Below are 22,253 nucleotides of genomic sequence, written 5' to 3'. Positions count from 1 at the left end.
AGTGCTCATCTTGGTGTTATCACCAGCCTAGGACACCCAACGTAGCGCAGCGGCTCAAACCGCACGTGCCTGGCTGAAACCTTGACCCGTGCCGGGTTCGCTATCGGCCGGCAGCACCAGTTGCGCCGGCACCGGCCGAGGCCAGCGACGGGCCGCCCAGTAGTACACCACCGCCGGCAGCACCAGGCCGATGATCCAGGAAATATCGGTGTCTCCCAACGGCTCCACCAACGGCCCGGTATAGAAGTGTGTGGAAATGAAAGGCATCTGGACCGCCACGCCAAGGACGTACACGGCGATGCCAACAATGTTCCACGCGCCATAACGCCCCGCCGGATCGTTCAGCGCGGGCAGGTCATAGCGCTCTTTGCTGATGCAGTAGTAGTCCACCAGGTTGATGGCGCTCCAGGGAGTAAAGAACGCCAGCAGGAAGAGAATGAAGGCCGAGAAGTCCTTGAGGAAGGAGTCCTTGCCCAGCAGCGCCAGGCTGGTAGAGATCACCACCATCGCCACGATGCACAAGAGGCGGGTAGTTGCGCCGATGCGCCGCTGGCCGGACACGCCGGTAAAAATGGTCGCCATCGACATGAAGCTGCCGTAGGCATTGAGGATGGTGATGGTGAGCTTGCCGAACGCGATGCTGAAGTACAGCGCTGCCGCCACCGCGCCGGTGCCACCCAGGCCGACGATGAAGGCAACCTCATGATGGGCGAAGCCCTTGCCGGCCAGCGCGGCGGCGAACACCCCGAACACCATGGCGGCTTGAGCGCCGATTACCGAACCCAGGCCCACGGCCCAGAACGTTCCGCTCATGGAAGTGGACCGCGGCAAGTAGCGTGAATAGTCCGCTACATAGGGGCCGAACGCGATCTGCCACGAGGCCGACAGCGACACCGCCAGCAAAAAGCTGCTCAGGGAAAAGTGTTTGTTGGCCAGCAGCGCCGAGATGTCGTTGCCTGCCAGCAAGGCGTAGAACAGGTAAGCGAACGCCAGCACACCCAACACACTGGCCACTCGGCCCACCAGGTGAATCACCCTGTAGCCGAATACCGTGAACAGCACGATGATCACCGCGAACACACAGATACCTTGCCAGTCTGCCAGGCCCGCCAGTTGCGCCACGGCCTGCCCGGCCAGCACCGAACCGCTGGCCGAGAAGCCGATGTACATCAGGCACACCAGCACCAACGGGATCACCGCCCCGTATACCCCGAACTGTACGCGGCTGGAGATCATCTGCGGCAACCCGAGGCGCGGGCCTTGGGCGGCGTGCAACGCCATTACCGCGCCGCCGAGCAGTTGCCCCAGCAGCAGGCCCACCAGCGACCAGAACACATCGCCCCCCAACACCACTGCCAGCGCCCCGGTCACAATCGCGGTGATCTGCAGGTTGGCGCTCAGCCACAGGCTGAACTGGCTACCCAGCCGGCCATGGCGCTCGGCGTCTGGTATGTAGTCGATGGAGCGCCGTTCGATCAACGGGGTGTTTGCAAGGTCTCGCGTATCTACCGGCATACAGATCTCCAAGCGTTGGGGGATGTTCCAGAGGGTGGTCAGTTGTGGTCGATCATCGGCAGGTTCAGGCCCTGTTCACGGGCGCACTCGATGGCGATCGGGTAACCGGCGTCGGCATGGCGCATTACCCCGGTGGCCGGGTCGTTATGCAGCACGCGGGCGATGCGCTCGGCGGCTTCGTCAGTGCCGTCGCACACGATCACCATCCCCGAATGCTGCGAGAAGCCCATGCCTACGCCGCCGCCGTGGTGCAGCGATACCCAGGTAGCGCCGCTCGCGGTATTCAACAGGGCGTTGAGCAATGGCCAGTCGGAAACGGCGTCGGAGCCATCGCGCATGGCTTCGGTCTCCCGGTTGGGGCTGGCTACGGAGCCGGAATCCAGATGATCCCGGCCAATCACCACAGGTGCGGACAGCTCACCGCTGCGCACCATTTCGTTGAAGGCCAAGCCCAGCTTCGCCCGCTGCCCCAGGCCTACCCAGCAAATGCGCGCCGGCAGGCCTTGGAAACTGATGCGCTCGCGGGCCATGTCCAACCAGTTATGCAGGTGGGCATCGTCCGGGATAAGCTCCTTCACCTTGGCGTCGGTCTTGTAGATGTCTTGCGGGTCACCCGAGAGCGCAACCCAGCGGAAGGGGCCAACGCCGCGGCAGAACAGCGGGCGGATATACGCCGGCACGAACCCCGGGAAGTCGAAGGCATTTTCCACGCCCTCTTCCTTGGCCATCTGGCGGATGTTGTTGCCATAGTCGAACGTGGGAACGCCCATCTGCTGGAACGCCAGCATGGCGCGTACGTGCTCGGCCATGGACTGGCGCGCGGCTTTCACCACCACGGCAGGCTCTTGCAGGGCGCGGCTGCGGTAGGTTTCCCAGGTCCAGCCTTTAGGCAGGTAGCCGTTGAGCGGGTCGTGAGCGCTGGTCTGGTCGGTGACCATGTCGGGGCGCACACCGCGACGTACCAGCTCTGGCAGAATGTCGGCGGCATTGCCGCACAGCGCGATGGACACGGCACGGCCTTCACCGGTGTAACGCTGGAGGCGGGCCAGCGCGTCGTCCAGGTCATCAGCCTGCTCGTCCACGTAGCGGGTTTTGAGGCGGAAGTCGATCCGGCTCTGCTGGCATTCGATATTCAGCGAGCAGGCGCCGGCCAGGGTAGCCGCCAGTGGCTGCGCGCCACCCATGCCGCCAAGGCCTGCGGTAAGCACCCATTTGCCAGTGAGGTTGCCCCCATAGTGCTGGCGCCCAGCTTCCACGAAGGTTTCGTAGGTGCCCTGCACGATGCCTTGGCTACCGATGTAGATCCAGCTGCCTGCGGTCATCTGGCCATACATGGCCAGGCCCTTTGCATCCAGTTCGTTGAAGTGCTCCCAATTCGCCCAATGCGGCACCAGGTTGGAGTTCGCAATCAGCACGCGCGGGGCGTTGGCGTGGGTCTTGAACACCCCTACCGGCTTGCCCGATTGCACCAGCAGCGTTTCGTCGGCTTCGAGGTTGGTCAGGCTTTCCACGATGCGGTCGTAGCACTCCCAGTTACGCGCGGCACGGCCAATGCCGCCGTACACCACCAGTTCCTTGGGGTTCTCGGCCACTTCGGGGTCGAGGTTGTTCATCAGCATGCGCAGCGGGGCTTCGGTCAGCCAGCTCTTGGCGGTGAGTTGGGTGCCACGGGGCGCGCGGATGTTTACGTCACGGAAGGTGGTCATCGGGTGGTCCTCTGAATGGGAACGGTTGTTTCGTCCGCACACATATTTACTTGTATGTACAAGCATATGCAATCAGGAGGCCAAGTTATTCAACGCCCGTTAGTAAAGGGTTTGATAATTTTCAGCAGATCGAAGACGCGCCGAAAGGGCGCAGCGCCAACGCGACGCGCACCTCAAGCGAACATAAACGCAGCGGTAATCAGCGAGCCGAAAGGGCGATAACGCAGCAGTAGCCCGTTACCTGAACAGCAGCCGAAGAAGGCAGCACGAGCGTGTCGTGGCGCTGGAGAACAGCGGTGTTACCCGCCACCTCAACCTGAGCCCGTGGCCCGGCGGCAAAAACGATAAGAGTCTTGCCCGGTTCATTCAGCTGCAACGGTGCGTTGCTGTCCAACCATTGCAACCGGGCAGAGAAACGCACCGGTGAATAGATCAGGTTGAAATCCCGGATCGGTCCAGCGATAAGCTCGCAGCTCACCGCGCTGTCACCGGAAAACGCGAACGGCTCAAACGCCCGCAGCGCACCCGAGCTTACGCCATCCACTTGCAGCCGCATGCCCTCGCCTTCCAGCACCGTGATGATACGTTCGTAGCCAGCGAAGGTCGAGAACGGGCCGCCTTGCTCGATATCGGCGATGGACAGGCGCCAGCCGAAGCCGTCCAGGCCCTCGCCATGATCGCGGCAGATTTCCCGCGTGCTGCCGCCGCCGTTCTTCCACGGCGTTCGAACGTAGTCAGCGGCGCGCAGCAGCCTCATTTGGTGAAGCGCCCTTCAAGGCGATGGCGGGAGCCAGGATGGATCAAACGGGCCGCCGTCACAGCCTCGCGGCCTGACCAGGTACGGCGGCGGATCAACAGGCAGGGCTCGCTCGGATCGATCTGCAACAGCTGGCAGGATTGCTCGTCGGCAAGGATCGCCTCCACCACGTGCTCGCCTTCGGTCAGCGGGGCAACGCGGTTAAGGTAGGCGTAGGGGGTTTCGCGGGTGAAGTCCTGCTCAAGATAGTCCGGCGCCACCTGGGCATTCACGTAGCGGTCTTCGATCTGCACCGGTACGTCGTTCTCGTAATGCACGATGATGGAATGAAATACCCGCTGCCCTTCTCGTACATCCAGTGCCACGGCCCGGGTGGCACCTGCAATTTCCTCTACCAGTTTTACTACCAGGCAGCGGTGACGATGCCCGCGGGCGGCGATTTCATCGGCAATGTTATGCACTTCGAACAGTGCCGACTGGGTCTTGGGCTCTGCCACAAAGGTACCCACGCCCTGCATACGCACCAGCAAGCCTTCGGCGGTGAGTTCACGCAGGGCACGGTTGATAGTCATGCGGCTGAAGCCGAGCTGGCTCACCAGTTCGCTTTCGGAAGGCACACGGTAATGGGGCGGCCAGGTGCCGTTCTGGATCTGCTGGGTGATCATCTGCTTGACCCGCGCGTAAAGGGGCGCGGGGCTTTCGCCCAGCTGGTCGGCCAAAGAGGAAACAACGGGCGGCATGGGCACGAGGGGCACCTGTAAAGGGTAAACGGGCATAGCTTGCCGGAGTTTACCCGGCACGCAAACAGCTGTATATGTATATACAACCAAAGCCCGGAGAGATTCCCATGCCTGCCTATTTCGCCCACCGCGCCCTGCTCCCCGACGGTTGGGCACAGGCGGTACGCCTGGAGGTGAACGCCCTGGGCACAATCACGGCAGTGCAAGCCAACGCCTCGGCCGAGGGCGCCGAACGCCTTGCGGGTGCCTTGCTGCCGGGCATGCCGAACCTCCATTCCCATGCGTTCCAGCGGGCGATGGCTGGGCTGGCCGAGGTTGCCGGCAACCCGAACGACAGCTTCTGGACGTGGCGGGAATTGATGTACCGGCTGGTAGGAAAAATCAGCCCGGACGACCTGGAAACCATCGCTACGCAGCTGTACATCGAAATGCTCAAGGCCGGCTACACCTCGGTGGCCGAGTTCCATTACCTGCACCATAACCCTGATGGCACGGCTTATAGCGACCCCGCGGAAATGGCCCTTCGCATCAGCCGTGCCGCTGCCACCGCGGGTATCGGCCTTACCCTGCTGCCGGTGCTGTACAGCCATAGTGGGTTTGGTGGCCAGGCACCCAACGCAGGCCAGCGCCGCTTTATCCACAGCACCGAAGCCTACCTCGCCTTGCAGCAGCGGCTTGCCGCCGCATTGGCAGAGCAACCCGAGCAGCAGTTGGGCATCTGTTTCCATTCGTTGCGAGCCGTTACGCCCGGGCAGATCGAGCAGGTGCTTGCGGCTGGCCTGACTGCGGCGCCTGTGCACATACACATCGCAGAACAGCAAAAGGAAGTGGACGATTGCCTGGCATGGAGTGGCAGCCGGCCTCTGCAGTGGCTGTTCGACCATGTGCCTGTTGACCCGCGCTGGTGCCTGGTGCACGCCACCCATGCCAACCCCGATGAGGTTCAGCGCATGGCAGCGAGCGGCGCGGTAGCAGGTTTGTGCCTTACCACCGAAGCGAACCTGGGGGATGGCCTGTTCCCGGCAGTGGACTACTTCGCCGCCGGCGGCCACTGGGGTATTGGCTCGGACAGCCACGTATCGCTGAGTGTGGTGGAAGAACTCCGCTGGCTGGAATACGGCCAGCGCCTGCGCGACCAACGCCGTAATCGCCTGCACGGCCCGCGCTCGCCGCAAGTCGGCCAGGCGCTGTATCAGGGTGCGCTCGCTGGCGGCGCCCAGGCGTTGGGGCAGCCGGTGGGCAGATTGGAGCCCGGCGCGCGCGCGGACTGGCTAATGCTGGACCCGCAAGACCCTTACCTCGCCACTGCCACCGACGACGCCCTGCTTGGCCGCTGGCTGTTTGCCGGTGGCGACCGCCAGGTGCGCGACGTGATGGTGGGAGGAAAATGGCGAGTGCGCGCTGGCCAGCACCCGGGCGAGGCGCAAAGCCTGCCCGCGTTTACCCGAACGCTACGGGCCGTGCTGGCCTGACGTCTTAGTCCGCCGCGCGCCAGATAAGCCTGGAAGTGTCGTAGCCCTGCTGGCGCGCCCGGGTCAGCAGTTGCTGCTTCACGTCTTCGCTCACCGTTGGCGTGCGAGACAGCAGCCAAAGGAATTTACGGTCAGGCGTGCCCACGATCACGTGGCTATAGGCATTATCCAGATCGACGATCCAGTAATCGCCCTTGGCCAGGCCTGGCGCCAGTTTCGAGAACCAGTTGTCGAACACTACCCACAGCTTGTCGGTCTCGCCCGGCACCTGTGGCGTAGCGGTGCCATGGGCCTCTTGCCAGCTACCGTCGGCGACCTTGCAGCGGTTGAGCACATCCACATTGCCGTCAGGCTTGAGGGCATAGTGCGCTTCGGATTGCACGCACTTGCGCTGGAAGAACATGGGCAGGCGGGCCAGTTCATACCAAGTACCCTGGTAACGCTTGAGGTCTACCTTGCCGACAGTTTTTGGCGCAACGTCGCCAGTTCCCGCATTGCTACAAGCGGCCAGCAACCCGATGCCGACACACAACGCCAATAGCCCGGCCGCGCGGGGCCAGAAGGTGCTTCGCCGAGGGGTAGCCATGTTCAGTGCTCCTGATCTATAGAGGCTTATTCTGCCAGCTCTGACGGTTCCAGCGCTTGCACCCTGCGTTCCAGCGCCAGGCGCAGCGGCGGGTCGATTACGCCAGCGTCCGACAGCGCTGCCATATAGCCTAGCGCCATGCCGGTCATCAGCACCGTCTCCGGCCCCTTCGCCGCGCGGGTAATGGCCGCGATACGCCGGTCGATGGCGCGCCCGATCTTCTCGGGCAAGTCCTGTTCAGTCATTGCCATGGGGTTCCTGATCACTCGATCGGGGTTGGACGGTTCGGCTGGAGAGAGGTTCCGGGCGCCAGGTGCCTGCGCACGTATTGCAGGGCGTAGCGGCCAGCAATCGGGCTCATCCGCCAAGCAGTTTATTTCCGCTGTGCGGGGCTGAGTTTGCACCCGGTTACACCGTACAATCCGCGCCCGAACTCCCCTCGCACCTGCTTCGAGCACTCTTCGCAATGAGCAATAACATGAAATTCAGCCACAAGATCCTGCTGGTTGCAGGGTTGATCGTGGCGCTGGCGTTTGCCTGCTTCACCCTGTTCAACGATTACCGTCAGCGCCAGACGTTGCGAGCGCAAACCGAAACATCCTTGGCACAGCTGGGGGCGCTCACCGCCAGCAACGTGCAAACGTGGCTCACCGGCCGCATGCAGCTGGTCGAGTCCATGGCGCAACAAGTCTCGGTGGCTGACGGCAACCCGCAAAGCCTGCCAGCGATCGTTGGCCTGCCGGTGTACCCGGCCAACTTCCAGCTCAGCTACTTCGGTGGGCGTGACGGCTTGATGTTCTCAGTGCCTGCCGGCAACCGCGCGGCAGATTACGACCCACGGGCGCGAGGCTGGTACAAGGCTGCCGACAATGCCGGGCAAACCGTCGTCACCGAGCCCTACATCGCGGCCTCCTCGGGCAAGCTGGTGGTCACTGTCGCCTCCCCTGTCCAGCGTGGCAGCGAGCGCCTTGGCGTGGCCGGTGCCGATATCGACCTGGGCCAGGTAAGCGACATCATCAACTCGCTGAATTTCGGTGGCCATGGCTTGGCATTCATTGTGAGTGGGCAAGGCAAGATCCTGATTCACCCCAATGCCAGCCTTGCGCTCAAAACCTTGGCCGACGCTTATCCACAGGGCGCGCCCGCCATCAGCGGTGGCTTGAAAGAAGTGCAGGCGGACGACGAAGAGCAATACATCACGTTCACCCGGCTCAAGGGCGTGCCTTCAGCAGATTGGTACATCGCAACGGTGCTGGACAAATCGGCGGCGCTTGCCATGTTGGGTGAGTTCCGCGCTTCGGCCCTGGTAGCCATGGTTATCGCTGTGGTGGCCATCATTGCTTTGCTGGGCCTGCTGATCCGCGTGCTGATGGCGCCGTTGCATGTGATGAACCGTGCGCTGCAAGACATCGCCGCCGGCGAAGGCGACCTTACCCGCCGCCTTACCATCCATGGCCGCGATGAGTTCGGCACCTTGGGCGAGTCGTTCAACCGCTTCGTCGAGCGTATCCATGAGTCCATCCGCGAAGTGGCATCGGCCACCGCTCAGGTGAACCAGGTGGCGCTGCGGGTGGTGGAAACCTCGAACGCGTCGATGCTGAACTCCGACCAGCAAGCCGGGCGAACCGGCAGCGTTGCTGCCGCCATCAACGAACTGGGTGCTGCCGCTCAGGAAATCGCCCAGAACGCCGCCCTCGCCTCGCAGCATTCCAGCGAAGCCCGTGGCCTGGCGGATCAGGGCCAGCAAGTGGTGCACAAAACCATCGGCGCGCTTGGCCAGTTGTCGGCAAACATCAGCAATTCCTGCGGGAACATCGAAACCCTCAATGCCAACACCGTCAACATCGGGCAAATCCTTGAGGTGATCAGCGGCATTTCCCAGCAAACCAACCTGCTGGCGTTGAACGCAGCCATCGAAGCCGCCCGAGCGGGGGAAGCCGGCCGGGGCTTCGCGGTGGTAGCCGATGAAGTACGCAACCTGGCGCATCGCACTCAGGAGTCCGCACAGCAAGTACAGGCCATCATCGAGGAATTGCAGCAAGGCGCACGGCAGGCCGTAGACATCATGACCGAGAGCCAGCGGCAGAGCGAAGCGAGCGTAGAGGTGGCTAACCAGGCCGGGGACCGGCTGAACAGCGTGACCCAGCGCATCGGCGAAATCGACGGCATGAACCAGTCAGTCGCGACCGCCACCGAAGAGCAGACTGCTGTAGTGGAGGCCATCAACCGGGACATTACCGAGATCAACCTGTTGAACCAGGAGGGGGTAGAGAACTTGCAATCCACCCTGAACGCCTGCGGCGATCTGGAAAGCCAGGTCAGCCGCCTGAAGCAACTGGTAGGCAGCTTCAGGATCTGACCTGCGATAGAACGCCCGCCCCGAACGGAGCGGGCGTATTGCTTACTGGTGGTAACCGGTCACGCGCTCGACTTCTTCCTTCGAGCCGAGGAACACCGCCACGCGCTGGTGCAAGCCTTCTGGCTGAATATCGAGAATGCGCTGGCGGCCATCGGTGGAGGCGCCACCCGCCTGTTCAATCAGGAAGGACATGGGATTGGCTTCGTACATCAGGCGCAGCTTGCCCGGCTTGGAAGGCTCACGCGCATCGCGCGGGTACATGAAGATGCCACCGCGGGTGAGGATACGGTGCACGTCCGCCACCATCGAGGCGATCCAGCGCATGTTGTAGTTCTTGCCCAGCGGGCCGTCCTGGCCGGTCAACAACTCGTCCACGTAGCGTTTCACGGGCTCTTCCCAGTGGCGCTGGTTGGACATGTTGATGGCGAATTCCGCGGTGGTCTGCGGCACCTGGATGTCTTCATGGGTAAGCACGAAGCTGCCCAGTTCGCGGTCCAGCGTAAAGCCGATCACACCGTTACCCAAGGTGAGCACCAGCATGGTTTGCGGGCCGTAGATCGCGTAGCCGGCGGCAACTTGCTGGGTACCGGGCTGCAGGAACGCTTGCTCGTTGAGAGCGTCGTTCTGGCTCAGGTACTGATCCGGGCAACGCAGAACGGAGAAGATGGTGCCAACCGAGACGTTAACGTCGATGTTGGAAGAGCCGTCGAGCGGGTCGAAGACCAGCAGGTAGGCGCCCTTGGGGTATTTGCCGGGGATCTGGTAGGCATTGTCCATTTCCTCGGACGCCATGCCGGCCAGGTGGCCGCCCCATTCGTTGGCTTCGAGCAGGATTTCGTTGGACAGCACGTCCAGCTTCTTCTGCACTTCGCCCTGTACGTTTTCAGTACCCATGCTACCCAGCACCCCGCCAAGGGCGCCTTTCTGTACCTGATGGGCAATGGCCTTGCACGCGCGGGCGACGACCTCGATGAGGAAGCGCAGATCGGCAGGGGTGTTGTTGCTTCGCGTCTGCTCGATCAGGTAGCGACTCAGGGTAACGGGCGACATGGACAAGCTCCGGTTCCGGGGAGGGGGATAAAACCCGCGCAGTTTACAGGGCGAAAGCAAACCAGGGCTATGTACGGAATATAACTACGTCCCGTGCATAGCCTGATACGCCATCGGCGCGACTGCCCTCAGACCCCGACGAACCGGCTGAGTTCATCGGGCCCTTGTTCCTGCTGATCAGCTGTAGGCCTCGGAGGCCGGCCATCCGGCGCAGCCCGGGAACAAGGGCCCGTCGATTACAACGCCTTCCAGATTTCCTTGGCGTACTCGCGGATTGTACGGTCCGAGGAGAACCAGCCCATGCGGGACGTATTGAGGATCGCCGAGCGCCACCATTGTTTCGGGTGCCGCCACAACTCTTCCACTTTCATTTGCGCCGCCCAGTAGGATTCGAAATCCGCGCAGACGAGGAAGTTGTCGTAGCTGAGCAGGCTATCCACCAGGCCAGCGTAGCGTGACGGATCATCCGGAGAGAACACCCCGCCGCGGATCGCCTGGAGCACATCATTGAGCCGGTGCGAATTGGCCACTTCCTGATGGGCACTGTGATCGCCGCTGTGTTTGCGGGCTTCCACTTCGTCTGCCTTGAGGCCGAAGATGAACATGTGCTCTGCGCCCACATGATCACACATCTCCACGTTCGCTCCGTCCATGGTGCCGATGGTCAGCGCCCCGTTGAGCCCGAACTTCATGTTGCTGGTCCCGGAGGCTTCATACCCCGCGGTAGAGATCTGCTCGGACAGGTCCGCCGCCGGAATGATGCTTTCGGCCAGGCTCACGTTGTAGTTAGGCAGGAACGCTACCTTCAACAGGCCACGTACCGTGGGGTCGTTGTTGATGGTACGGGCAATGTCGTTGGCGAGCTTGATGATCAGTTTGGCCTGGTGATAACTGGCTGCGGCCTTGCCGGCAAAGATCTTGACCCGTGGCACCCAGGGTTTTTCCGGGGTAGCGCGAATGGCCTGGTATAGCGCAACGGTATGCAGCAGGTTGAGCAACTGGCGCTTGTACTCGTGTATACGCTTGACCTGCACGTCGAACAGCGCTTTGGGGTCTACCGCTACGCCCAGCCGGTCCTGAATGATCCGCGCCAGCGCCTCTTTGCTGTGCAGCCGCTGTTCGGCGAAGCGGCGCTGGAACAGTGCATCGTTAGCGAAAGGCTCCAAACGCTTGAGGTTGCCTTCAGGATCGTCGAGTACGGCTTCGCCGAGCTTGTCTACCAGCATCGACGTCAGCTTGGGGTTGCTCTGGTACAACCAGCGGCGGAAGGTAATGCCATTGGTCTTGTTGTTGATGCGCTCTGGGTAGAGCTTGTTGAGATCGGAAAAGACCGTGCTGCGCATCAGGTCGGTATGCAGCGCCGACACGCCATTCACGCTATGCGAGCCCAGGAAGGCCAGGTTGCCCATGCGCACGCGGCGGCCGTGTTCTTCCTCGATGAGCGAAACCGTTCGCAGCAGGTTCACATCGTCGTTGCCCTTTGCGCGCAGGCCGTCGATGTGCTGAGCGTTGATCAGGTAAATGATCTGCATGTGCCGGGGCAGCATGCGTTCCATCAGCCCCACAGGCCAGGTTTCGAGCGCCTCTGGCAGCAAGGTGTGGTTGGTGTAGGACAGCGTATCGACGGTGACTTTCCAGGCTTCGTCCCAGCTCAGCTGATGGATGTCCACCAGCAGCCGCATCAGTTCGGCCACTGCGATCGAAGGGTGGGTATCGTTCATCTGGATGGAGGCATGCTCGCCCAGCGAATTCACCGTCCCGTGCATGTTCACATGGCGACGCATCAGGTCCTGCAGCGAGGCAGACACGAAGAAGTATTCCTGACGCAGCCGAAGCTCCTGCCCTGCCTCTGTACTGTCGGCGGGGTACAGCACGCGAGAGATACTTTCGGCGCGGGCCACGTCCGCTACGGCGCCGAGGTGGTCGCCGGCGTTGAAACGTTCCAGGTGCAGTTCTTCCATGGCGCGGGCACGCCACAGCCTCAAGGTGTTCACGCTCGCACCTTTCCAGCCGACCACTGGAGTGTCGTACGCCACGGCCCGTACGGTTTCGCCCGGGCGCCATACCTGCCGCGCGGTACCATCGCTTTCTACCGTCGCCTCTACATGGCCGCCAAAGCTGATCGGGTAAATCACTTCAGGCCGCTCGAACTCCCAGGGGTTACCGAAATCCAGCCAGTTCTCGGTCTGTTCCTGTTGCCAGCCGTCGATGATTGCCTGGCGGAACAGCCCGTGCTCATAACGAATGCCATAGCCGTGAGCAGCCACGCCCAAGGTAGACATACTCTCCATGAAGCAGGCTGCCAGGCGCCCGAGGCCGCCGTTGCCCAATGCTGCGTCAGGCTCGAGCAAGCGGATCTTGTCGAGGTCCACGCCCAAGCCGTCCAACGCCTCGCGCGCCACGTCCAGGATGCCCATGTTGCTCAAGCTGTCGACCAGCAAACGGCCGATCAAAAACTCGAGCGAGAGGTAATACACGCGCTTCTGCTGACTGCGATAAATCTGACGGGTGTGGTCCATCCAGTGATCGACCATATGGTCCCGGGCGGCAAGCGCAATAGCCTCGAACCAGTCGTGATCGAATGCATGTTCCGGGTCCTTGCCAACCGCGTAGGTCAGTTTGGCGAGTACAGCGGCACGAAATTCGTCCACATCGACTTTGACTTTTCGGGTAAGCGGTTCCTGAGACATTTGAAGCCCTCAATGCGTAAAAAAACCTTCGCTGGTGCAATCAGCCTAGACCGTTCGACAGGGGGTGGTAGGCCGGGTTCGAGAAAACTCTTGGCAGAAATGGCACGAACGGCGATTGAACCTTTGGCCAGTGCAGGTATCATCGCGCGCCCGCTCTTGTAGATACGCCGCCATGAAACCCGCCCTGATTGCCGCCGCCGAGCTCGACCGCCTCGAAACCTGGCAGAAGTACGCCAGCCACATGTGTGGCGGCTGCATGTCGACCTGCTGCACCCTCCCAGTGGAGGTACGTATCAAGGACCTGATCCGTATTGGCGTGGTGGATGAGTTCGAGAAGGACGAACCCCCGAAGAACGTTGCCAAGCGTTTGCAGAAGGAAGGCATCGTCGATCGCTTCAATCAGAAGAGCGGCATCTTCACCCTGGCGCGAATGAGCAACGACGATTGCCTGTACCTGGATCGTAAAAGCCGTTTGTGCACCATCTACGAAAAGCGCCCTGATACATGCCGCAACCATCCCAAGATCGGCCCGCGCCCGGGCTATTGCGCCTACAAACCCAAGCCGCTTGCACGCTGAGAAACATCCCGAATAAATCCACCCAACGCAGCGCTTCCTAAACGGCGGAGCAGGCGTCACCATTTCGCCCCGTTCACACAGGCAGAATGTTATGGATATCCAATGGTGGTATTGGGCGGTTGCCGGCGTGGCCCTCGTGTTGCTGGAGCTGGTGGTCACGTCGTTCTTCATCGTCTGGTTCGGTCTGGGCGCGCTGCTGGTTGCGCTCGTACTCTGGCTGGCCCCGGCCACCAGCGTCGGGGTGCAGGTACTGGTGTGGAGCGCCGCCTCGGTAGCGCTGGCCTTGCTTTGGTTCAAGGTATTCCGGGCCGGGGTTCAGCGGGGGCCGCAATGGTCCGCCGAAGACGCGCTGGGTGAAGTAGGCCTGCTTACCTTTTCCGTCACGCCCTTTCAACGCGGCAAGGTCCGCTTTCAAAAGCCGTTGATGGGTGCCGAGGAATGGCCTTGTGTCGCCGACACCGAGATCCTCGCGGGGGAACGTGTGCGCGTAATCGCCGTTGAAGGCAACCTCGTACGCGTGGGCCCGAGCAGCGCTGGTTGAACGTTTTTATTTTGAGCAAGGAGGTTCCATGAACGCCGCATTTATCATTCCCTTCATTCTTCTCGTGTTCATTGTCGTCACCATCGCCAAGGGTGTGCGCCTGGTACCGCAGGGGCAGGAGTGGATCGTCGAGCGCCTGGGCCGCTACCGCGTTACCCTCAAGCCCGGCCTGAACTTCCTGATCCCGTATATGGATACGGTCAGCTACAAGATGAGCACGAAGGACCTGATCCTCGACATCCAGCAGCAAGAGGTGATCACCTTGGACAATGCCGTGCTGCTTGCCAATGCGCTGTGCTTTGCCAAGATCACCGACCCTACCAAGGCTGCCTACGGCATCGAGGACTACGACCAGGCTGTGCGCAGCCTTACCATGACCAGCCTGCGCTCGATCATCGGCGGGATGGACCTGGACGAAGCCCTGTCCTCCCGGGACAAGATCAAGGCATTGCTGCGCGAGGCCATGTCCGAGCAAACCATCGACTGGGGCATTACCATTCGGTCGGTGGAAATCCAGGACATCAAACCGTCCGAGTCGATGCAGCGGGCGATGGAACTGCAAGCCGCGGCCGAACGGGAGCGCAAGGCAACCGTCACCCGCGCTGAAGGCGCGAAGACAGCAGCCATCCTGGAAGCAGAAGCCCGCCTGGAATCAGCCAAGCGCGATGGCGATGCGCAGGTCACCCTGGCCAACGCCTCGGCCCAGGCCATCGAACGGGTGAAAGCCGCTATCGGCAGCGATACCGGGCCGATGATTTACCTGCTGGGCGAGAAGTACATCAGTGCCATGGAAAAACTGGCGACCAGCAACAATGCCAAAACGATTGTGCTGCCGGCCGATATTCAGGACACCATCGGTGGGTTGATGGGGCGGGTGAAGCGCTAGCGAACAGGATCGTCCCGAATACGCGGTGCCTGCTTCGCGAGCTCCGCCTTCGGCACGCCCGGCTCCCACAGGTTATGCGTGCCCTTGCCCAGCCCTCGTAGGAAGCGGGCAGAGCCGAAGGCGGAGCTCGCGAATGAATACGCCAATGAAAAAGCCCGGCATTCGCCGGGCTTTTTCATTGCAAAGAACTTACTTCGAGGCGCGCTTGCGCTCGTTCTCGTTCAGTACTTTCTTACGCAGGCGAATCGACTTCGGCGTCACTTCAACCAGCTCATCATCAGCGATGAATTCCAGAGCCTGTTCAAGGGTGAACTTGATTGGCGGAACCAGGGCGATGGTTTCGTCCTTGCCGGAAGCACGCATGTTGTCGAGCTTCTTGCCTTTGGTGGGGTTGATCACCAGGTCGTTGTCACGGCTGTTGATGCCCGCCAGTTGGCCTTCGTAGATTTCCTGGCCAGGCTCGAGGAACAGCTTGCCGCGGTCCTGCAAGGTTTCCAGCGAGTAGGTCAGCGCCTTGCCGGTAGCCATGGACACCAGCACGCCGTTCTGGCGGTTGGTGACTTCGCCGGCCTTGATCGGGCCGTAGTGGGCGAAAGTACCGGTGAGGATACCGCTGCCGGAGGTCATGGTCAGGAAGCTGTTACGGAAGCCGATCAGGCCACGAGCCGGGATGGTGTACTCCAGGCGGATACGCCCTTTGCCGTCCGGGATCATGTTGGTCAGGTCGCCCTTACGCAGGCCCATCTGTTCCATCACAGCACCCTGGTGCTGTTCTTCGATGTCGATGGTGACGTTTTCGTAGGGTTCCTGTTTCTCGCCGTTCACTTCCTTGATAACTACTTCCGGACGGGAGATGGCCAGTTCGAAACCTTCGCGACGCATGGTTTCGATCAGTACCGAGAGGTGCAGTTCGCCACGGCCGGAGACCTTGAACTTGTCGGCGCTGTCGGTTTCTTCAACGCGCAGGGCAACGTTGTGCAGCAGTTCTTTTTCCAGGCGCTCCTTGATGTTGCGGCTGGTAACGAACTTGCCTTCCTTGCCGCAGAACGGCGAGTCGTTGACCTGGAAGGTCATGCTCACGGTCGGCTCGTCCACGCTCAGCGGCTTCATGGCCTCGACGTTCTGTGGATCGCACAGGGTGTCGGAGATGAACAGCTGGTCCATGCCGCTGATGCACACGATGTCGCCCGCTTCAGCGGTATCCACGTCAACACGATGCAGGCCATGGTGGCCCATCAGCTTGAGGATACGGCCGTTGCGCTTCTTGCCTTCGGCGTCGATGGCGACTACCGGGCTGTTGGCCTTGACGCGGCCGCGAGCGATGCGGCCGATGCCGATCACGCCCAGGAAGCTGTTGTAGTCCAGTGCAGAGATCTGCATCTGGAACGGGCCTTCGAGGTCGACCTTAGGGGCCGGCACGTGTTTCACGATGGCCTCGAACAGCGGGTCCATGTTGTCGGACATGTTGTTGTAGTCCAGACCAGCGATACCGTTCAGGGCACTGGCGTAGACGATCGGGAAGTCCAGTTGCTCTTCGGTGGCACCCAGGTTGTCGAACAGGTCGAACATCAGGCTGGCGACCTTGTCCGGATCTGCACCCGGGCGGTCGACCTTGTTGATGACCACGATCGGACGCAGGCCAGCGGCGAACGCCTTCTGGGTCACGAAACGGGTTTGGGGCATCGGGCCGTCCTGGGCATCGACCAGCAGCAGCACCGAGTCCACCATGGACATCACGCGCTCGACCTCACCGCCGAAGTCGGCGTGGCCGGGGGTGTCCACGATGTTGATGTCGTAGTCGTTCCACTTGACGGCGGTGTTCTTGGCCAGAATGGTAATGCCGCGCTCTTTTTCCTGGTCGTTGCTGTCCATCACGCGCTCGTCGTTCAGCTCCTTGCGGTCCAGGGTGCCGGACAGCTTCAAGAGCTTGTCGACCAGGGTGGTTTTACCATGGTCAACGTGGGCGATGATGGCGATGTTACGAAGCTTATCTCTCACAGGGTATATCTCGATGATGAATACGGTGGGGCCGGCTCAAGGCAGCGGCCGATCAAAACGCGCAATCACTGCGCGCGGTCGGGTGGGCGGTGGCGGCTCCAGCCGCCGATGCCCCTCCTAGGCCGGGCGATAAACGCGCACATTGGCGTGCCCCTCGCTGAGCAGGTGATGAGCATGCAGCCTGCTCATGACACCTTTGTCGCAATACAACAGGTATTGCCGGGCAGGATCGAGATCCTTGAACCGGCTGTTCAACGCATAGAAAGGCAACGTACGAACTTCGACCCCTTCCAGGGCCAATGGGTCGTCTTCCTGGGCATCGGGGTGACGAATGTCGAGCACTACATGGCTGGCCAGGGCTTCGGCGACTTCTTCGATCTCCACCTGCTTACCCAGCTCGTCGATCACATTATCGATCGAGACGAGGCGCGCACGCTCCAGGGCGCTTTCCAGCACGGCCATGTCAAAGCGCTGCTCTTCGCGCTCGATGCGATAACCGCGCGCGCTGGTAGTCGGGTTCACCGAGATCACGCCGCAGTATTCTGGCATGTGCTTGGCGAAATCGGCGGTGCCGATCTCGACCGCGGTGTCGATGATGTCCTGCTTGTGAGTAGCAAGCAACGGCCGCAGGACAAGCGTAGGGGTAACCGAGTCGATCACTGCCAGGTTGGTGAGCGTTTGGCTGGACACCTGGGAAATCGCCTCGCCGGTGACCAGCGCGTCGATTTCGAGGCGCTCGGCCATGCGGCTGGCGGTACGCAGCATCATCCGCTTGAGGATAACGCCCATCTGGCTGTCGTCTACCTTGGCAAGGATTTCGCCTACCACCTCTTCGAAGGGCACGCTGATGAACAGCACCCGATGAGAGCTGCCGTACTTCTTCCACAGGTAATGGGCGACTTCCATCACACCCAGTTCGTGGGCGCGGCCACCGAGGTTGAAGAAGCAGAAGTGGGTCATCAGCCCGCGGCGCATCATTTGATAGGCCGCCACGGTGGAATCGAACCCGCCGGACATCAACACGAGGGTTTGCTCCAGCGCGCCCAATGGATAGCCGCCGATGCCCTTGTGCTGGTTGTGGATCACGAACAGGCGCTTGTCGCGGATTTCCATCCGCACCACAACCTCAGGGTGCTTGAGGTCGATACCGGCCGCGCCGCATTGCTGGCGCAACTGGCTACCAACGTAGCGGTCAACGTCCATGGAAGTGAAATCGTGCCGGCCCCCGCGCTTGCAGCGCACGGAAAAGCGCTTGCCGGGCAGCAGGTGACCGAAGTGGGCCTTGCACTTGGCCACGATGTCGTCAAAGTCACCCAGGGGGTATTCATCCACCTGCAGGAAGTGGGTAATGCCCGGTGTGCAACTCAGGCGCTCGATCAGCTCCTTGAGCACCTTGGCGTCGGTGACTTTCGTTTGAACCTCGAGGTTGTCCCACACGCCCGTTACCGCAATATCGGGGTCCAGGTCACGCACCACCGCGCGAATGTTCTTCGCCAGCTGGCGGATGAACTGCTTGCGCACCGGCCGGCTTTTGATGGTGATCTCGGGGAAAACTTTAACGATCAATTTCATGAACAGCGCGCGCAATGGCCCAGCTGAAAAAAGGGGCAGCATTATAGCGGAAATTGTTCAAGCTTTGACCAACTATCTGTCGAAAGCTCGGAAAGCACCATTTTGGGACGCCTTGAGCGAGCCTCGCCCCGTTAAGGTGCGAAGCTTTTCTGGCTGCCGCCTGTAAGTCCCGCAAAAACGGGCTTTTTTCGAGCCATGCCCATCTCGGGGCACTGGCATGCAAATTGCTCCCTTGTGAGGCAGGTTGCCTTGGCCGAGTATGCGGCGGCAGCACTGAATCCAGGGGCGCACACAGTCCGTCCCCATCCACCCGGAGGACAACATGTCGAAGTCGGTTCAACTCATCAAAGATCATGACGTTAAATGGATTGATCTGCGCTTCACTGATACCAAAGGCAAGCAGCAGCACGTCACCATGCCGGCTCGCGACGCTCTGGATGATGACTTCTTCGAAGTCGGCAAGATGTTCGACGGCTCCTCCATCGCTGGCTGGAAAGGCATCGAAGCGTCCGACATGATCCTGCTGCCAGACGACGAAACCGCCGTGCTGGACCCGTTCACCGAAGAGCCGACGCTGATCCTGGTCTGCGACATCATCGAACCTTCCACCATGCAAGGTTACGATCGCGACCCGCGCGCCATCGCCCACCGCGCCGAGGAATACCTCAAGTCCACCGGCATCGGTGACACCGTATTCGTAGGCCCGGAGCCAGAATTCTTCATCTTCGACGAAGTGAAGTTCAAATCCGACATCTCCGGCTCGATGTTCAAGATCTTCTCCGAACAAGCTTCCTGGATGACCGATCAGGACGTGGACGGCGGCAACAAGGGCCACCGCCCAGGCGTGAAAGGCGGCTACTTCCCGGTTCCACCGGTCGATCACGACCACGAAATCCGCACTGCAATGTGCAACGCCCTGGAAGAAATGGGCCTGACCGTTGAAGTTCACCACCACGAAGTGGCAACTGCCGGCCAGAACGAAATCGGCGTCAAGTTCAACACCCTGGTGAAGAAGGCCGACGAAACCCAAACGCTGAAGTACGTTGTTCACAACGTTGCCGACGCCTACGGCCGCACCGCGACCTTCATGCCAAAGCCGCTGTATGGCGATAACGGCTCGGGTATGCACGTGCACATGTCCATCTCCAAGGATGGCAAGAACACCTTCGCTGGCGAAGGCTATGCCGGCCTGTCCGATACCGCCCTGTACTTCATCGGCGGCATCATCAAACACGGCAAGGCACTGAACGGCTTCACCAACCCGTCGACCAACTCGTACAAGCGTCTGGTCCCTGGTTTCGAAGCACCGGTGATGCTGGCCTACTCGGCTCGCAACCGCTCCGCGTCCATCCGCATTCCTTACGTGAACAGCCCGAAAGGCCGCCGTATCGAAGCACGCTTCCCGGATCCGGCTGCCAACCCGTACCTGGCCTTCGCCGCGCTGCTGATGGCCGGCCTGGACGGTATCCAGAACAAGATCCACCCTGGCGATGCCGCGGACAAAAACCTGTACGACCTGCCGCCTGAAGAGGCCAAGGAAATCCCACAGGTATGTGGCAGCCTGAAAGAAGCCCTGGAAGAGCTGGACAAGGGCCGCGCCTTCCTGACCAAGGGCGGCGTGTTCTCTGACGACTTCATCGATGCCTACATCGAGCTGAAGTCCGAAGAAGAAATCAAGGTTCGCACCTTCGTGCACCCGCTGGAATACGACCTGTACTACAGCGTCTGATCCCGCCTGGTTGAACGAAAAGGCCTCCTTCGGGAGGCCTTTTTCATGGGCGGAAATGACAGGAAGCAAAACCGGGGAGCAGTCCTTTGATCGCGGCTGGCGAAGCTATGGATTTACTGGCATAACGGAGCGCCAAATCAATAACAACGGAACCTCGCATGCCTAAGCTTTCTGCATTTTGCCTGGCCCTGGTCGGCTGTGCCTTTGCCAGCCTTGCAGCCGCCGCCACGCCCGCCCCCGCCGAATTGCCTTCGCTGTTGAGCAGCATCGAGCAGCGCCTGAACATTGCTGACCAGGTGGCCTTGAGCAAATGGGATAGCAAGAAGCCTGTGGAAGATCGCGCCCGCGAGCGCGAGGTGATCGCAGGCGCGGTAGTGCTGGCGCCCGAATACAAGCTCGAGCCGGCATTCGTGGAGCAGTTCTTCGCAGCCCAGATCGAAGCCAACAAGCTGGTGCAGTATGGCCTGCTGGTGGACTGGCGCCTGAGAGGCGAGGCCCCGAACAGCCCGCGGCCCGACCTGGTCGGGCAGATCCGTCCGCAACTCGACGGCCTGCAGAAAGCCCTCTTGCTACAACTGGCAGCCTTCACACCCTACCGCAGCAGCCCGGACTGCCCGCAGTGGATCGCTAGCGCTATCGATCGCGGCAACAGGGATGCCTTGCACCGCCTGGCCCTCACTCGCGCTACCGGCGAGATGTGCTCTTCCGCGCATTAACCCGTGATTGGCGAACAGGCCTGATCTATGCTGGTCAGGCCGCCGACGCCTTGCCGAGTAGTCCCCATGCGCCATGCCCTTATGCTGCTGATCCCCTTCCTGTGCGCTCCGGCCTTCGGCGAGATCTACAAGTCCACCGACGCCAATGGCAATACGGTGTATTCGGAACACGCTCCCGCTGGCCGGCCTTCAGAGAAGATGAACCTTCCGCCGCTCAATAGCGTGCAGATCCCGAAGGCCAAACCGACCGAAGCCCCCGCTCCCGCCGCTCCGCCCTCCGCCCCTGTCGCCGCCTATACCCTGCTTGAGCTAACGGGCATCCCGGCGGACGGCGCAATACGCGCCAACGACGGCACCTTTGACGTGGGGGTCAGCATTCAGCCACGGCTGGCCGGTGGGCAGTTACTCCAGCTGGTGCTGGATGGGGTTGCCTATGGCACACCCAGCAACGTTCCACTGCTGCAGCTTGTGAACGTTGACCGTGGCCAGCATCGGCTAGCGGTTCAGGTACTGGACGGTGCGAACGTGGTGCAAGTCAGCGAACCGGTCACCATCTCGGTTCTGCGGGTCAACGCGCGATGAGAGCGCTGATGTTTTGGACATTGCTCGCCGTGGCCGGGGTATGCCAGGCGCAGGTGTATACGTACATCGACGCGCAAGGCAACCGGGTGTATACCGACCAACCTCGCAAAGGCGCCACAGCGGTGCGGGTACCCGAGGGAAACCGCATGAACCAGTCTCCCGCCACGCCGGCGAGCGCCAATCGCACTCAGCAGCAGGCGCGGCCCAAGGCAGTGCCGGTATTGCGGGTAACCCACTATGAAATGTTCCGCATCCTTGTACCCCTTCCCGACGCAGCCGTGACTCACGCTAGCGGAGAAATGATCGTCACCCTCACCAGCGAACCGGCGTTGGAGAACGGCGACCGCTATCGGCTGCTTCTGGACGGCAAGCCCGCGGGCGAGCCTGGCGCCAGCCCCGTTATCGCCTTGCAGAACGTAGACCGAGGCACTCATCAACTGGTGGGCGAAATCCTCGACAGCCAAGGCATCGTGATAGAACGCACCCCCGCGCAGCCGGTGCATATGCTGCGTACGTCCCTTTCGCAAAAACGCCGGGTGCGTCCCTGCAAAGAAGCCGACTATGGTGTGCGCCCGGAGTGCCCGCTCAGCGACAAGCCCGCCGATGATGATGACGATGAAAGCTAGCTGTTATCGCGCCAAGGCCCGCGCACGCTTATAGTGCATCCAATGCACGTTGCACGATGACGTGAGCCGAAATAGCGCAAAAGCCAGCTAGCCTTATCTGGATTCCCTTGGGAAACCCTGCCTGCCCGGGCCTGTGCGCTTCTTTTCGGAG

General features: G+C 61.3%; 19 protein-coding genes and 1 pseudogene. 10 read left to right on the top strand and 10 right to left on the bottom strand.

Annotated features, from left to right (window positions below):
- Positions 1-54: 54 nt before the first annotated feature.
- From LG385_RS22400 to hutC, 4 genes are all read right to left on the bottom strand, one after another.
- The gene (locus tag LG385_RS22400) at positions 55-1,515 is read right to left on the bottom strand and encodes a purine-cytosine permease family protein (RefSeq protein WP_181110925.1); all 1,461 of its coding nucleotides are present in this window, start codon (positions 1,513-1,515) and stop codon (positions 55-57) included.
- 38 nt (positions 1,516-1,553) lie between these two features.
- Positions 1,554-3,221, bottom strand: a complete 1,668-nt coding sequence (gene hutU / locus LG385_RS22395) for a urocanate hydratase (RefSeq protein WP_225775966.1) — start codon at positions 3,219-3,221, stop codon at positions 1,554-1,556.
- A gap of 199 nt (positions 3,222-3,420) precedes the next feature.
- Positions 3,421-3,978: a HutD family protein gene (locus tag LG385_RS22390; RefSeq protein ID WP_225775965.1), complete on the bottom strand. Its 558-nt coding sequence runs from the start codon at positions 3,976-3,978 to the stop codon at positions 3,421-3,423.
- The gene (gene hutC / locus LG385_RS22385; protein WP_181111282.1) at positions 3,975-4,718 is read right to left on the bottom strand and encodes a histidine utilization repressor; all 744 of its coding nucleotides are present in this window, start codon (positions 4,716-4,718) and stop codon (positions 3,975-3,977) included. The genes LG385_RS22390 and hutC overlap by 4 nt, the downstream gene beginning before the upstream one ends.
- Before the next feature lie 107 nt (positions 4,719-4,825).
- Between hutC and LG385_RS22380 the strand changes: the two genes are divergently transcribed.
- Complete coding sequence (locus LG385_RS22380; protein WP_225775964.1) at positions 4,826-6,190, top strand: formimidoylglutamate deiminase; 1,365 nt, start codon at positions 4,826-4,828, stop codon at positions 6,188-6,190.
- 4 nt (positions 6,191-6,194) lie between these two features.
- Here LG385_RS22380 and LG385_RS22375 read toward each other — a convergent pair whose 3' ends face one another.
- The gene (locus LG385_RS22375) at positions 6,195-6,776 is read right to left on the bottom strand and encodes a lipocalin family protein (RefSeq protein WP_225775963.1); all 582 of its coding nucleotides are present in this window, start codon (positions 6,774-6,776) and stop codon (positions 6,195-6,197) included.
- Positions 6,777-6,802: 26 nt separating this feature from the next.
- Positions 6,803-7,027, bottom strand: a complete 225-nt coding sequence (locus LG385_RS22370) for a hypothetical protein (RefSeq protein WP_225775962.1) — start codon at positions 7,025-7,027, stop codon at positions 6,803-6,805.
- A 215-nt stretch (positions 7,028-7,242) separates the two neighbouring features.
- On the opposite strand from LG385_RS22370, the pseudogene LG385_RS25820 reads away from it, so the two are divergent.
- Positions 7,243-8,280, top strand: a pseudogene (locus LG385_RS25820) (cache domain-containing protein); the annotation flags it as partial.
- A 90-nt stretch (positions 8,281-8,370) separates the two neighbouring features.
- Complete coding sequence (locus LG385_RS25815; RefSeq protein ID WP_413247389.1) at positions 8,371-9,135, top strand: methyl-accepting chemotaxis protein; 765 nt, start codon at positions 8,371-8,373, stop codon at positions 9,133-9,135.
- 42 nt (positions 9,136-9,177) lie between these two features.
- On the opposite strand, the gene LG385_RS22360 is transcribed toward LG385_RS25815, so the two are convergent.
- Complete coding sequence (locus tag LG385_RS22360; RefSeq protein ID WP_225775960.1) at positions 9,178-10,185, bottom strand: class 1 fructose-bisphosphatase; 1,008 nt, start codon at positions 10,183-10,185, stop codon at positions 9,178-9,180.
- A gap of 236 nt (positions 10,186-10,421) precedes the next feature.
- Positions 10,422-12,875, bottom strand: a complete 2,454-nt coding sequence (locus tag LG385_RS22355) for a glycogen/starch/alpha-glucan phosphorylase (protein ID WP_225775959.1) — start codon at positions 12,873-12,875, stop codon at positions 10,422-10,424.
- Between the two features lie 172 nt (positions 12,876-13,047).
- On the opposite strand from LG385_RS22355, the gene LG385_RS22350 reads away from it, so the two are divergent.
- The 3 genes from LG385_RS22350 to LG385_RS22340 all read left to right on the top strand — a co-directional run bounded on the left by LG385_RS22350 (position 13,048) and on the right by LG385_RS22340 (position 14,879).
- Positions 13,048-13,452 (top strand): YkgJ family cysteine cluster protein, encoded by a 405-nt coding sequence (locus LG385_RS22350; protein ID WP_225775958.1) that lies wholly within the window; start codon positions 13,048-13,050, stop codon positions 13,450-13,452.
- A 91-nt stretch (positions 13,453-13,543) separates the two neighbouring features.
- Positions 13,544-13,993, top strand: a complete 450-nt coding sequence (locus LG385_RS22345) for an NfeD family protein (protein ID WP_225775957.1) — start codon at positions 13,544-13,546, stop codon at positions 13,991-13,993.
- A gap of 28 nt (positions 13,994-14,021) precedes the next feature.
- Positions 14,022-14,879, top strand: a complete 858-nt coding sequence (locus LG385_RS22340) for an SPFH domain-containing protein (RefSeq protein WP_225775956.1) — start codon at positions 14,022-14,024, stop codon at positions 14,877-14,879.
- Between the two features lie 189 nt (positions 14,880-15,068).
- On the opposite strand, the gene typA is transcribed toward LG385_RS22340, so the two are convergent.
- Together typA and thiI are read right to left on the bottom strand one after the other, a co-directional pair.
- Positions 15,069-16,877 (bottom strand): translational GTPase TypA, encoded by a 1,809-nt coding sequence (gene typA, locus LG385_RS22335; protein WP_225775955.1) that lies wholly within the window; start codon positions 16,875-16,877, stop codon positions 15,069-15,071.
- A 117-nt stretch (positions 16,878-16,994) separates the two neighbouring features.
- On the bottom strand, positions 16,995-18,449 hold the full coding sequence (gene thiI / locus LG385_RS22330) for a tRNA uracil 4-sulfurtransferase ThiI (protein WP_225775954.1): 1,455 nt from the start codon (positions 18,447-18,449) through the stop codon (positions 16,995-16,997).
- A 322-nt stretch (positions 18,450-18,771) separates the two neighbouring features.
- Between thiI and glnA the strand changes: the two genes are divergently transcribed.
- From glnA to LG385_RS22310, 4 genes are all read left to right on the top strand, one after another.
- The gene (glnA, locus tag LG385_RS22325) at positions 18,772-20,178 is read left to right on the top strand and encodes a glutamate--ammonia ligase (protein ID WP_181110939.1); all 1,407 of its coding nucleotides are present in this window, start codon (positions 18,772-18,774) and stop codon (positions 20,176-20,178) included.
- 158 nt (positions 20,179-20,336) lie between these two features.
- Complete coding sequence (locus tag LG385_RS22320; RefSeq protein ID WP_225775953.1) at positions 20,337-20,894, top strand: chorismate mutase; 558 nt, start codon at positions 20,337-20,339, stop codon at positions 20,892-20,894.
- A gap of 66 nt (positions 20,895-20,960) precedes the next feature.
- Entirely contained in the window at positions 20,961-21,476 is a 516-nt protein-coding gene (locus LG385_RS22315) for a DUF4124 domain-containing protein (RefSeq protein ID WP_225775952.1), read from the top strand.
- 8 nt (positions 21,477-21,484) lie between these two features.
- Positions 21,485-22,102 (top strand): DUF4124 domain-containing protein, encoded by a 618-nt coding sequence (locus LG385_RS22310; protein ID WP_225775951.1) that lies wholly within the window; start codon positions 21,485-21,487, stop codon positions 22,100-22,102.
- The last annotated feature ends 151 nt before the right edge of the window (positions 22,103-22,253 follow it).

Origin of the sequence: Pseudomonas sp. Marseille-Q5115, assembly GCF_916618905.1 — a bacterium.
Lineage (GTDB): Bacteria > Pseudomonadota > Gammaproteobacteria > Pseudomonadales > Pseudomonadaceae > Aquipseudomonas > Aquipseudomonas japonica_A.
Note: the sequence above shows the minus strand (reverse complement) of the source record. Positions and strands in the feature narration are given on the sequence as shown.